Annotated in this window: 7 protein-coding genes; 4 read left to right on the forward strand and 3 right to left on the reverse strand. The window is 67.4% G+C overall.

What is annotated here, in order from left to right; genetic code table 11:
• The first annotated feature begins 75 nt into the window (after nt 1-75).
• The 4 genes from ASE22_RS21210 to ASE22_RS21225 all read left to right on the forward strand — a co-directional run bounded on the left by ASE22_RS21210 (nt 76) and on the right by ASE22_RS21225 (nt 9,450).
• A complete protein-coding gene (locus tag ASE22_RS21210) occupies nt 76-4,299 on the forward strand; it encodes a glycosyltransferase (protein WP_056364347.1) in 4,224 nt (1,407 codons plus the stop codon).
• A gap of 78 nt (nt 4,300-4,377) precedes the next feature.
• Nucleotides 4,378-7,077: a methyltransferase domain-containing protein gene (locus tag ASE22_RS21215; protein WP_056364349.1), complete on the forward strand. Its 2,700-nt coding sequence runs from the start codon at nt 4,378-4,380 to the stop codon at nt 7,075-7,077.
• A gap of 132 nt (nt 7,078-7,209) precedes the next feature.
• The gene (locus tag ASE22_RS21220) at nt 7,210-8,457 is read left to right on the forward strand and encodes an FkbM family methyltransferase (protein WP_056364350.1); all 1,248 of its coding nucleotides are present in this window, start codon (nt 7,210-7,212) and stop codon (nt 8,455-8,457) included.
• A 39-nt stretch (nt 8,458-8,496) separates the two neighbouring features.
• On the forward strand, nt 8,497-9,450 hold the full coding sequence (locus tag ASE22_RS21225; RefSeq protein WP_056364351.1) for a class I SAM-dependent methyltransferase: 954 nt from the start codon (nt 8,497-8,499) through the stop codon (nt 9,448-9,450).
• Nucleotides 9,451-9,484: 34 nt separating this feature from the next.
• On the opposite strand, the gene ASE22_RS21230 is transcribed toward ASE22_RS21225, so the two are convergent.
• From ASE22_RS21230 to ASE22_RS21240, 3 genes are all read right to left on the reverse strand, one after another.
• A complete protein-coding gene (locus ASE22_RS21230; RefSeq protein WP_056364353.1) occupies nt 9,485-10,522 on the reverse strand; it encodes a class I SAM-dependent methyltransferase in 1,038 nt (345 codons plus the stop codon).
• A gap of 1 nt (nt 10,523) precedes the next feature.
• Nucleotides 10,524-11,435 carry a hypothetical protein gene (locus ASE22_RS21235; protein ID WP_235536386.1) on the reverse strand — a complete coding sequence of 304 codons (912 nt, stop codon included), beginning with the start codon at nt 11,433-11,435 and terminating at the stop codon, nt 10,524-10,526.
• A 79-nt stretch (nt 11,436-11,514) separates the two neighbouring features.
• Complete coding sequence (locus ASE22_RS21240) at nt 11,515-12,678, reverse strand: lipopolysaccharide biosynthesis protein (protein ID WP_056364356.1); 1,164 nt, start codon at nt 12,676-12,678, stop codon at nt 11,515-11,517.
• Nucleotides 12,679-12,749: the final 71 nt, after the last annotated feature.

A 12,749-nucleotide genomic window follows, 5' to 3' on the forward strand; every position in this document is an offset into this window, starting at 1 on the left:
CGGCGGTCCCCATGAGTTTCCCCGAATGGCCCGTCGCTATTTCTCCGCCGTGCTCCGCATGTTAACCGGCATCGCATGACGGGGGGATTTTGGCGAAAGCGCGCGGTCCGACGTGCGTTCCGGAGGGCGAGTGCCGCACGCGACGGCGGGCGATGGGGGCAGGCGGCCGCCGAATATCGCCGCTATCTTCGCTATCGGCCCGACGATTTCGCGATATGGGTGCAACTCGGCCACATGCTGGGCGAGGCCGGCGACGCGGCGGGAGCCGAGCAGGCCTATGGCACGGCGCATGGATTGAATCCCGACGATGCCGACCTTGCCCTGTGCCGCGGCCACCTTGCCCGCCGCACCGGCGATATCGAGACGGCCATCGACTTCTACCGCCGCAGCGTGGCGCTGGACGGCAATGAGCGGGCGGCGATGGCGCTGGCGGAACTGACGTCGGCGGAGCAGCCGGAGGACGAAGAGACCGATCCCGGCGCTGCGCCGGCGGTTTCCGCCGGGCAGCTGGACGGCTGGTTCGAGCGGTCGGTCTCCGGAATCCTGTCGGACGACGGCGGGGAAGACGCCTGGGTGCAGTTCCGCGCCGGCGAGCGGCTGGTCGGGCAGGCGCGGCCGAGCCGCCGCGACGAGGACGGCGTCCTCGCCTTCCGCGCCACGCTCGACGTCGAGCTCGGCGAGAATGGCGAGGGGGTGGAGGTCGTCGCGCGACGCATGCCCGACGGCGCGGTGCTCGAACCCGGGCCGATCTTCCTGTTCCCGCCGTCGCGCCACCCGTCGGACCATCCGGTCGCATGGTCGGTGCCGGTCGAGATCGTCAAGCCTTTCACCCTCCCCGCCGGTGGGGAGGTGGCGCTGTTCGTCACCCATTCGCGCTCGGGCAAGATCAAGCCCAATGTCCTGCCCTATGTTCGCGCGCTCAAGGAGTCCGGCCTGGCCGTCTTCCTGATCGCCACGGTCGATCGCCCCGTCGATCTGCCGGCGGAGCTGCTCGACCTGGTCGATGCGGCGATGGTCCGCCGCAATGCCGGCTACGACTTCGCGGCCTGGGCGCATGCGCTGAAGCTCCATCCCCGGCTGTTCGGCGCCTCGACCCTCTATCTCGTCAACGACAGCGTGCTGCCCGCAAAGGACGGCGCCCGGATCGGCGCGATCGTCGATCGGGTCCGCCGCAGCGGCGCCGACCTGGTCGGGCTGACCGAGAGCCATGAGTGGCGCTGGCATGTCCAGAGCTATTTCCTGGCGATCAGGCCCGGCCTGCTCGCGTCGCGCTCCTTCCACGGTTTCATGGACGATGTCCGGCTGCTGACCCGCAAGGACCATGTCATCCGCGCCTATGAGGTCCGGTTGGCCGAGATCGCCGAGGAGGCCGGCCGCTCGGTGGAGATCCTCTTCCCCAGCGAGACCGCGATCAATCCGACCCTGTTCGGATGGCGCAGGCTGGTCGAGCAGGGCATGCCCTTCGTCAAGCTGCTGCTGCTGCGCGGCCAGTTCGAAGCCATCGACATCGAGGGCTGGCGCGACGTGCTCGCTGACGCGGGCTTCGACGTCGCCCTGGCCGAGGCGACGATCGCGGCCGCGGGGGAGGAGGGGCCGATCGACGATGGCGGTCGCCTGCTGGCGCGCCGCCTGCCGCAGGGGCTGCGGGCCGATCAGCCGCTCAAGGTCGCCTTCTTCGGGCCGTGGAACTATGACAACGGCCTCGGCCAGGCCAGCCGCGGGATCATCGCCGCGATCCGCCGCACCGGCGTGCTGCTCAACCTCCATCCGGTCAAGCGGCCCTTCCACATCCATAAGCCGCTCGTCCCCCCCGTCGACATCGTCGATTTCGAGGGCGTGGCCGACGTCGCGATCGTCCACCTCAATCCCGACAGCTGGCACCTGCTGACCGACGATCAGCGAAGTGCGATCGCCCGGGCGCATCGGCGCATCGGCTATTGGGTCTGGGAGATGGGCCATATTCCGCCCGCCTGGCGCCGCAATTTCGGTGGCGTCGACCGGATATGGGCGCCGAGTCGCTACTGCGCCGACCTGTTCGCGGCGCAGGGCGGCCCGGCGGTCGACGTCGTGCCGCATGCGGTGCCGGTCGCGGAGGCGCCGGCCATCGCGCGGGGCGAGGCGCTGGCCCGGCTCGGACTTCCCGCCGACCAGCGGACGATCCTCTACATATTCGACGGGTCGAGCTATCTCGTCCGCAAGAATCCGGCCGCGCTGGTGCGCGCCTTCTCGGCCTCCGGGCTCGCCGCGCGCGGCTGGTCGCTGGTCCTGAAGACCAAGCATCTCCACGACCGCCCCGAGGAAGGCGCGGGGTTCCGGGCGCTCGCCGAAGGGACCGAGGGCGTCGTGCTGGTCGACCGGGCGATGGCCGCCGAGGAGCTCGCCGAACTGATGGCGCTCGCCGACCTCTACGCCTCGCCGCACTGCTCGGAGGGCTTCGGCCTGACCATCGCCGAGGCGATGGCGGCGGGGAAGCCGGTCGTCGCGACCGATTTCGGCGGCAGCCGCGACTTTCTCGACGCCTCGGTCGGCTGGCCGGTGAAGGCGCATCCCTGGCGGCTCGAACAGGATTTCGGCCATTATGCCGAGGGCGGCGACTGGGCGCGGATCGACGAGCCGGCGCTCGCCGCCACCCTCGCCCGGGCCGCGGACGCGATCGAGGCCGAAGGGGCGGGCGCGGACGGGGGCAAGGGCAAGGGCAAGGGCAAGGGCAAGGGCAAGGGCAAGGGCGCGGCCGCGCGTGACCGGATCGCCGGGCTGCTGTCCTACGATGCCGTCGCGGACAGGATCTCGGCCAGCTTCGCGGCGCTTCGCGAGACGCCGGCCGACGCCGGCGGGGTCCACATCGAGGCCAATCTCCTGGCCGGCATGCCGGTCGAGCGTGCCATCTTCGGTCCGGCGCTGCACGTGGTGGCGCTGGCGCCGGACAATGTGCTCGACACGCCCTTGTCCGAGGAACTGCCGGCCGACCGCGACAGCTGGATCGTCCTCGCGCCGCGCGGCGCCATCCTCGCGCCGATGTTCGAGCGCGACTGGCGCGAGGCGGCCGATGCCCGGCCAGACGTCGGCATCTTCCATGGCGACGATTTCGCGGCAGGCGAGGTGCGGGGGATCGACCAGCTGCGCCTGAAACCCGCCTTCGACCTCACCCTGCTGGCCGCGCAGGACTATATCGGCGCGCCGCTGATCGTCCGCGCGTCGGTGCTCGCCGAGCTCGGCCTGCGCGCCGAGACGGGCACCGCACTGCTCGACGACCTGCTGCTGCGCGCGCATCATGCCGGTATCGCGATCGGGCGTATCGCGAAGGTGCTGCTCGTCCATCCCGGCCCGCGGCCGCAGGCCGATCCGGCGGTCCGGCAGGCGATGCTCGCGGCCCAGCCGCGCTTCGCCCACCACCGTTTCCGTTCCGGCCGGGCGCCCGGCACGCTGGCGCAGGACCGGATATTCGGCCGCGATCATCCGCCGGTGTCGCTGCTGGTGCCGACCCGCCGCAGCAAACTGCCCGGCGGCCGCACCGCCTATGTCGAACGGCTGCTCAAGGCGCTGGCTGCGACCGACTGGCCGATGGACCGGCTGACGGTGATCGTCGGCGACGACGTCGCGGGCGAGCCGGCCTGGGCGAAGCGCGAATGGCCCTTCGCCCTGCGCCGGATCGAGACGCCGCGCGGCGACGACGAGCCGTTCAACTATGCCGCGAAGATGAACCTCCTCTGGCGGGCGGCCGAGAGCGAGCAGATCGTCATGATGAACGACGATCTGCTGCCCGCCGAACCGGGCTGGCTCGGGGCGCTGATCGGCTTCACCATGGACGAGGGCGTCGGCGGGGCCGGCGGACGGCTGCTCTATGAGGACGGCCGGCTCCAGCATGCCGGCATCGGCCCGCTGTTCGGCGCGATCGCCCATGTCTGGGCCTGCCGCGCAGCGGGCGGCGGCACTTATCAGGACTGGGCGCTGGTCCAGCGCGAATGGTCTGCGGTGACGGGCGCGCTGTTCGCGACGCGACGCTCGCTGATGGAGGAGGTCGGCGGGTTCGACGAGCAGTTCACGCTCGAATATAACGACATCGACCTCTGCCTGCGGCTCCGCGCGCTGGGCTACCGGATCGTCTGCACCCCAGAGGCGGAGATGGTCCACGCCGAACGCGCGTCGCGCGGCGACATGCCGGCCGGCGGCGACCAATATGCCGCCTTCCACCAGCGCTGGAGCCGCTGGCTGAACGACGATCCCTCCTGGCATCCGGGCCTGCGCCGCGACAGCTTCGAGATGATGCCGATCGACGATCCGGACGCCTGGTATCGCTGAAGGCCCGGTATCGCTGCGCGAAAGCGATCGGCCCATAAAAGCCTAGGCTCTGGCCGGCCGAGCCGCTAACCGCTGTCCATGGCTACGCACAAGCCCCTCGCCGACGATCCGGCCGTTCCGGGCGCCGATCTGCCGCCGTCGTTCGACGCGGCCCATTATCTCTCTGCTAATCCCGACCTGGCGATCGCCGCCGATGCGGCCGCCGATCATTATACGGCGACCGGCCGGGCCGAAGGGCGGGTCGCCTCGCCGCTGGCGCTGCGCGAGAATCTGATCGGGCTGATCGACGACGGGCGTTCGGTGCTCGAGATCGGGCCGTTCTGCAGCCCGCTGCTGCGCGGTCCCGCCATCGCCTATCTCGACGTGCTCGACGCCGATCAGTTGCGCGCCCGCGCGGTGGAGATCCGAATCGACCCCGCCGGCTGTCCGGCTCATATCGATTATGTCGGCGGCCTCGATCAGGTCCGCCGGCGCTTCGATGCCGTGATCAGCAGCCATGCGATCGAGCACCAGCCCGACCTCGTCCACCATCTCCAGCAGATCGAGCGGATATTGGCGCCCGGCGGCCTGTTCTGCCTGATCGTCCCCGACAAGCGCTACTGCTTCGACCATTATATCGCCGAGAGCACGATCGCCGACGTGATCGAGGCGCACCGCGAGCAGCGGCGCCGCCACAGCCTGGCAAGCGTGATCGAGCATGTCGCGCTGACCACCCACAATGATTCGCGCCGCCACTGGGCCGGCGACCACGGCCCCGCCGTCCCGGCCGACCGCGCCGCGCGGGTCGAGAAGGCGATCCGCGACCATGACTTCAACCCGGGCCGCTATATCGACGTCCATGCCTGGTATTTCACGCCCGACAGCTTCCGCACGATCATCGAGACCCTGGCGGGCCTGGGGCTGACCGGCCTCGAACTGGCCGGCGTCTACGACACGGCGCGCGACCGGAACGAGTTCTGCGCGGTCCTGCGCCTCGATGCGCGGGCACGGGCGCGGGCGCGCGAGGGGCGCGACGAGGGCGGGGTGCTGTTCCTCCAGACCGCCGATGCCGACCGCTATGCCCCGATGCTGGCGATCACCGCGACCGGCGTCCGCGAATATTGCCGGCGGCACGGCTTCGGCTATGAAAGCTTCCTCGGGATCAAGCGCGGCTTCCATCCGTGGCAGGCGACCTTCAACCGCATTCCGATGCTGGCGGAACTGGTCGCACGCGGCTTTGCGGGCTGGGCGATCTATCTCGACGCCGACGCCTATATCCAGGATCTCGACTTCGACCTCGCCGCCTATCTGGCCGACAGGCAGGACCGCGCCGCCATCTTCGCGACTTCCGGGGTCACGGGCGAGCATTGGGACGTCAATGCCGGGGTCGCGCTGATCAACCTCGGCCATCCGCTCGGCCGCAAGCTGGTCGAGCGCTGGAGCGCCGGCTTCGCCGCGCACGGCGACGAGACGCTGCGAGGTGCCGTGGAGTGGATGGACGTCGGCAACGACCAGGATCTGCTGCACGGCATATTGCGGCAGGACCAGGCGATCGCGGACGCCGTGCTGGTCGAACCGATGAGCTTCCTCAACGGACCGCATGCCAGCTTCGTCCGCCAGCAATTGCGCACCATGGCGCCGACCTTCGAGGCCAGGCTGGATGAACTGGCGGAGGCGGTATCCGGGGTGTTGCGCGGCGCCGGCGCCGGTCAGGCACCGCGCGCGACGGAGGGCGACCGGCGCTGGGCGGCGCGCTTCGCCCATCCCGACGGCCGCGTGCCTTCGCTCGTCGAGGCGCCGGTGCCCGCGCCTTTGCCGGACCTTGCGGCCAGGATCGCGAAGGCCTGGTCGATCGCGGGCGGGGCCGGGGATGGGGACGCGCTGCCCGGCTATCAGCGCGCCTTCGTCGAGCGACTTGGCGCGGGCGATGCCGCCGCCGTCGCGGACGAGCTGGCGGTGCTTGGCCGCGCACGGGTCGCGCAGGGTTTCCTCGGCGGCGCGCGCCAGCATGAACGCGCCCGCGACCGCCGCTTCGCCGACCGGCTGGCGCGCTGGACCTATGACAAGCTCGTCTCGCTGGCCGAGGCGGTCGGCGTGTTGCCGCTCGAAAATCCGGAGAACGGTCGCTGGGGCGAGAACACACTGACCGATCCGGCCGAACTGTTCGGCGGCATCGAGGCCGCGCTGGGGGTCGACCTTGGCCCGCCCGCGCAGATCGGCGGCCATCTCGGTATCTCCGTCGGGCGGGGGATCATCCTTCACATGCGGATGCTGGACGCGATCCACGCGGCCTGGCGGCTTCGCCAGCTGGCGGACGCGACCGGCCTCGGCGCCGAGGCGTGCATCGCCGAGATCGGGGGCGGGGCAGGGCTGACCGCCTTCTACGCGCTGCGCCTCGGCCTGACCCGATACCGGCTGTTCGACGCGCCGACGATGGGCGCGATCCAGGCGCATATGCTCGCGGGCGCGGGACGGGAGGTCTCGTTGGCGGGCGAGCCCGACCGGGCACTCGCGGTGCTGCCGAACGCCGCCTTCGCCACGCAGCCGCCGGGTTCGATCGACATCCTCTTCAATACCGACACGCTGCCCGGGATCGAGCGCGGTACGGCGATCGCCCATCTGCGCGACGCGGCCGGCATCGGCGTCCGCCATGTCCTGAGCATCAACCAGGAAGCGGCGGTCCCCGGCCAGACCCCGGTGCCGGACCTGGTCCGCGAAGCCGGCAGCTACCGCCTGGCTTCCCGCCACCGTCACTGGCTCCGGGCGGGCTATGTGGAGGAACATTATCTGCGAATCTGATCGACGCCGCCGCGTCGGGGGGATGCGGAAACGGGTCGAAATCGGACCAGTTCGGATAATCCGGCCCTGGCAAAGGCTTGCCATCGTCCGGTTCGTCAATGCACTAGCAGGACGGTACAGCAGGAGCAGCGTATGAATATCCGCGAAGGCGTGATTTGGGCCTATCGCCTTATCCTGAACCGTGAACCGAGCGACGCGGAACTGGCCGCCCGGCTCGGCGCCTACACCGACCCCCAAGCCCTGCGCCGAGCTCTCCGTAAGACCGGCGAGTGGGAAACCTTGCTCGATCGCGCCGGAGAGGTTTTCGAGCCGCACCGTCCGGTCGACTGGAAGGAGGGGGTGTCGTGGGCCTTTCGCCTGCTGCTCCGCCGGGAGCCCAGCGCCGAGGAGCTGAAGCGTCATCTCGTCAGGAACGACACGGTCAACGATCTGCGCCTGCGGCTGCTCAGCACGCGTGAATTCGAGGTGGGATCGCCCGGCTCCACCGCGATGATCGACTTCGCCATCGTCAACGCGTTCGCACCATTTCCGGCGTCGGAGCCGATCGACGGGGCGTTTCGCGATATGCTCGGCGCGATCACCAAGGTGAGCTACCTCGGCGCAGGCTGGCATGGTCGGGCGGGCTACGTGTTCCGCAGCGTCCCGCGTACGCAGGAATACAGCCTGCATGGCACCTCGGAATGGATCGGCACGCTGCGCAGCGTATTGGAGGCGGGCAAGAGCTTCACCGCGATCGAGCTCGGCGCGGGATGGGGCCCCTGGCTGATCGCGTCCCGGCAAGCTGCGTTGGCACGCGGCATCAAGGATCGGAACATCGACCTGATCGGCGTGGAGGGTTCAGCCGACCATCACGCCTTCATGCTCGACAATTTCCGCACCAACGGGCTCGACCCGGCCAAATATCGTCTCCACCATGCCGTTGCGGGCGCGCAGGACGGCATCGCTTCCTTTCCGAAGCTCAACGCCGCCGAGGAGGATTATGGCGCCTTCGCCTCTTTCGGGGAGGACAAGATGGGCGTCGATCGCATGACCGCCGCTCAACATGGAGAGCTGGAGGAGATCCCCTGCATCTCGTTGGCGACGCTGATGGCCGACAAGAAGCGGGTCGATCTGCTGCATATCGACATCCAGGGCCATGAGGAGGAGGTGCTCCGCGCGGGTATCGAGGTGCTCAACGCCAAGGCGCGAAGGGTGGTCGTGGGTACGCACTCACGGGCGATCGAGGGGCACCTGTTCGACCTGTTCCACGCCAATGGCTGGGTCTGCGAGTCCGAGGTGGTTTGCGAGTTGAAGCCGCTGATGGACGGCACTCGCGCGCTCTGGGTCGACGGGGAGCAGGTCTGGCGCAACGACAGGCTTGACGGCACGCCCCATGCCTGATTCCTCCTGTTTCAATCTGCACGGACGATCGGACGGAATATGAGCGTTTCCCGCGAAGAAGTTGTCTGGGCCTATCGGATGTTGCTGGGCCGCGAGCCCGAAAGCGAAGCTGTGATCGCGCTCCAGATGACTGCGCCCAACCGGGATCAGCTTCGCCAGGCGTTTCTCGGCAGCGCAGAGTTCAACCGCCAGATGGATGGCCGCCACGGCCTGCCGCATGTCGGCCGCTTCTTCGATATCGATCGGACGGATATCGACATTACCTGCTCCGACGAGCAGTTGCAGGCGATGTTCGACCGGATCGGGCAGGCGTGGAAACTGTTCGGGGAAACCGAACCGCACTGGTCGGTCCTCACCAGCGATGCCTTTCGTCAGGAGAACCTGGCCGCCCATATCGACGCCTTCTACAGCAGCGGCCGCAACGACATCGACCTTCATCTCCATTTCTTGCGGCGGGCCGGCCTGCCCGTGAGGCTTGGAAAGGCGCTCGATTTCGGTTGCGGCGTGGGGCGGCTGACCTTGGCGCTTGCGGCCCATGCCGACCAGGTCGTGGGGGTCGACATCTCTCCGCCGCATTTGCGGCTGGCGATCGAAAGGGCGCAGCAGACCGCCACGGCCAATATATCCTTCGAAAGCATCGCCGCGCCGGACGACCTCGACCGCTATCGCGATTTCGATCTGGTGATCAGCCTGATCGTGCTGCAGCATAATCCCCCGCCGGTGATGGCCAGCCTGTATCGCAAGCTCTTGCGGGCTCTTGCTCCGGGCGGGGTAGCGATCGTCCAGATGCCGACCTTCATGCAGGGCCAATCCTTCACTGCCGCACATTATCTGGCGAACGAGCAACCCTCGATGGAGATGAACGCGCTGCCCCAGAAGCTGATCTTCGAGATCATCGAGGAGATGGGCTGTCGTCCCCTCGAAATTCGTGAGAATGGCGTCGCCGGCGAACCCGGATTGAGTCACGTCATCGCGGCACAGCGCGTCCTATAGAAGCCGCGATTTCGGAAAAGCCGCGGAGGAGCGATCAGTCGCGCTGCCGGAACTCGTAGACCTGCGCCCAGTGGGAATTGGGGTCGCGATGCTCGATGCCTTCGAAACCCGCCCTGTCGAATTCGCCGAGCAGGAAACCTTTCTGGAAACCCAGCTCGAGCCAGCCGCGGATTCGCATTACGGCGACATTCTCCCAATCGAGCCGGAAGCCCCATAGATAGGGTAGGTCGGGGCAGAGCGAGTCGAAGATGGGCTCCCCGGCGAGGAGGACCTTGCCGGTCGGAGTCAGGAGGTCCCGGAGACGCGGAACCAATTGCGCGAAGTCCAGGGCGTGGTGGAAGCTCTCGTAGAAGAAGATCAGGTCATAGGCATTGGGAGCGCCGGCTGGATTGAACCCGAACTCACCGACATGCGGCGTCAGGTCCACCTGATAGCGCTCCGATGCCGTCTGCACCGCCTGGCAGAAGGCAGGATTGATATCGACAGTATCGACTTTCGCGCCAAGCCTGCTGAAGGACAGTGCGGTCAGGCCGAAGCCGGCCCCATATTCGAGCACGCGTTGACCAGCGGCGATGCCGCTGCGCATGAGGATGTGGCCCATCGCCATGAGCTGGCCGCCCGCGAACTGCGTATCGCCCGAAGCGTAGAAGGCGGGCCGGAAGATCGCGTCCAGATCGGCGATCTCGGGCGTGTCCTCGTTGCTGACGGGCTGATACCCCGACCGGTCGGTGATGGCTTCCCACAACTTCAGCATCTGGTCGCGATAGGCCGTTCCCCAGGGATCGAGCGACGGGTCGAACCAATCGGGCAGACTCAGCGAATAGCCCCGCCAACGGTCATGGTCCCCCCTCTGGAAATCGAGAGCGACCTCGTCCAGCATGTCGAGGGTGATCGACTTTTCGGAGGTAAAGCGCGTCCGAAAGCCGTCCTTGAACTCGGTCGACCGGATCAATGCCGCGAAAAGATCGGCTCGGGTCTCGAAATGCCGATGGTGGTCGATCACCAGATCATTTTCCGGCTCCCGGCCCAATATCGCGCGGTAACCGTCGATCACATCGTCCCGGCCGATCATGTCAGCCCTTCTGGCTCCCAGCAGCTTCAACGTCGCCGCGAGCAAGCTCCGCGCCGATCCTCGTCCGATATTCAGGGCTGCCGAGCAGCAGGCCGACGACTTCCGGAATGCCATCTTCCAGTCCTTTCGCGGCAATGAGATGGGAATAGCCGGTGCTGCCGCTATCGGGACCCCGTTTCAGGATGAGGTGATAGAGGGCGGCAACCACGCGTTCCTCGACGCTGCTGGTCGACGTCCCGCCGCGGTCATGGCCGAGGATTTCCGCGACCGCCGTGGCAATCGTGTCGGTCCTCCGCTCGATATCGTTGTCCAGCGAGTGCAGAAATTGCCGGATGAAGCGCGCCTCGTGATGATTGAAGATCATAGGATCCTCGAACAGCACGGGTTCGCGCAGCGCCACATTCTGGTCGAGCGACTGGTAGAGCATCGTCTGGTCATTGTCGTAATCCCAGACGGAGGTGAGCGTGCGGAGCCTTTCCTCGGGAATGGCCATGAAACGCCGCTTCCATTCCCGGATGAGAGCGGCCGTGGACGAATGGGCGAGATTGAAGAACAGGACGCCTGCGTTGATGTGCCAAGCTACCGTCTCGCCCGGAATGGTCGTCATGATCGCCGAATGCCCCTGCTTGTCGGCGAGGTAGGCGCGAAGATCGAAATCCAGATCGTAGATATAGGCGTCGGCGTCCATATAGAGCACCCAGCCCCGATAGCCGCGGTCGATCAGCTCGGTCAGCATGAACATCCGGTTGAACGTGGCATGCGCACCGTGGAAGCCGCGCTTGATGCCGACGAAGCTTTCGTAGGCGAAGCCGTGGCGGCGGCAATATTCGATCGCGGTGCGCGACGTGGCCCGCAGCATGCGACTATATTTGAACGCATCCGAAGTCTGGAGGATCGTCAGCTCCAAACCCATACTCCCCTGTTGTCGCTCTGGTGCACCGTCCCACGCATATACGCAGGACGGCGTCCGCCTATTCCCGAATTTTCCTTACTTACAGCGAGTGCTCGCGCACGCCGGCGGCCAGCAGCCAGCCAATGCCATAGGCGATCATCAGCGACAGGAACACCGTCAGCAGCATCTTGCCGCGTTCGGGGAATTCGGACTTCACCGGCAGGTTCGGGTCGACCACGCGGACGATGTACAGCTGCTGCTTCATCGCCGCGTCGCGCGCTTTTTCGAGGTTGGCGGCAGCGACTTCGTAGCGCTTTCCGGCGAACTCCTGCCGGATCTGGAGATCCTGATAATTGCCCAGCCGGGCCGCGATCGCGCCGCCGCCGCTGGTGAGCTTGCCGGTCTGGCCCGCGACCTGCGCCTCCAGCGCGCGGACGCGCGCGGCGGTGGCGACATATTGCGGGCTGCTCGGGGCGATGATCCCGCGCATCGCGTTGAGCTGCGCCCGGGCATTGGTCAGCTGGCCCTGCAGGCTCGTGACGAGGCCGAGCTGCGCCCTGCCCGATCCTTCGGGATCGAGGTCGCCGCGCTGCTGGCGGAAGGCGGTCAGCTGGCTCTGGACGCCGAGCAGCGCCTGCTCCGCCTCGGCGAGCTGGCGGCGCGCATTCTTGAGCGCGTCGCCCTGGCTGCGCCGGTTGAGGATGTTGACCCGCTCCTCGCCCATCGCGAGCAGCTGGTTGATGATCGCATAGGAATCGGCCGGCCGGAACGCGCGGACGCGCAGCGTCGTGATGCCGGTTTCCTGGTTGAAGCGCACGTTCACCTGCTTGCGGTAATAGCGCATCAGCATTTCTGGGGTGGGCTGCTCGTGCCACAGGCGGGTGGCGATGTCGGCTTCCGGACGGCGGAAGCGTTCGACCAGGTTCACCCGCCGGTTGAGGGCGATGACGGCCTGCTGCGAATCGAGATAGTCGTTGACGCTCATCGCCTCGCTGCGCGACTGCGACGCGCCGCCGCCCAGGCCGAGCAACTGGCTGAAGCCCGCCGATGGCATCGGCGAGCTGTCCGCGGTCCGGACGATGAAATGCGCCTCCGACTGATATTGGTCGGATGCGAACACATAATAATAGGCCGCGACGAGCAGGGTGGGCACAAGCACCACCAGCACGAACCATTTGTTGCGATAGGCCCAGCCGCGCAAAGTGTCCGACCAGTGCTCCTTGACGGCGTCCTGGCTGGGGTGGGGCTTGATGATTCCGTGCATCGATTGTCCGAATGAGACTGGCTGAGCGACTTCTAGAGCCAGATCGTCCGAGGGGGAAGCGCTTTGCTGTC

The sequence above is a fragment of the Sphingomonas sp. Root720 genome, assembly GCF_001428605.1.
Lineage (GTDB): Bacteria > Pseudomonadota > Alphaproteobacteria > Sphingomonadales > Sphingomonadaceae > Rhizorhabdus.

Bases quoted from the DNA above. Each gene is read 5' to 3' on its own strand.
- ASE22_RS21210 (WP_056364347.1), top strand. From the start codon at position 76: ATGACGGGGGGATTTTGGCGAAAGCGCGCGGTCCGACGTGCGTTCCGG.
- ASE22_RS21215 (WP_056364349.1), top strand. From the start codon at position 4,378: ATGGCTACGCACAAGCCCCTCGCCGACGATCCGGCCGTTCCGGGCGCC.
- ASE22_RS21220 (WP_056364350.1), top strand. From the start codon at position 7,210: ATGAATATCCGCGAAGGCGTGATTTGGGCCTATCGCCTTATCCTGAAC.
- ASE22_RS21225 (WP_056364351.1), top strand. From the start codon at position 8,497: ATGAGCGTTTCCCGCGAAGAAGTTGTCTGGGCCTATCGGATGTTGCTG.
- ASE22_RS21230 (WP_056364353.1), bottom strand. From the start codon at position 10,522: ATGATCGGCCGGGACGATGTGATCGACGGTTACCGCGCGATATTGGGC.
- ASE22_RS21235 (WP_235536386.1), bottom strand. From the start codon at position 11,435: ATGGGTTTGGAGCTGACGATCCTCCAGACTTCGGATGCGTTCAAATAT.
- ASE22_RS21240 (WP_056364356.1), bottom strand. From the start codon at position 12,678: ATGCACGGAATCATCAAGCCCCACCCCAGCCAGGACGCCGTCAAGGAG.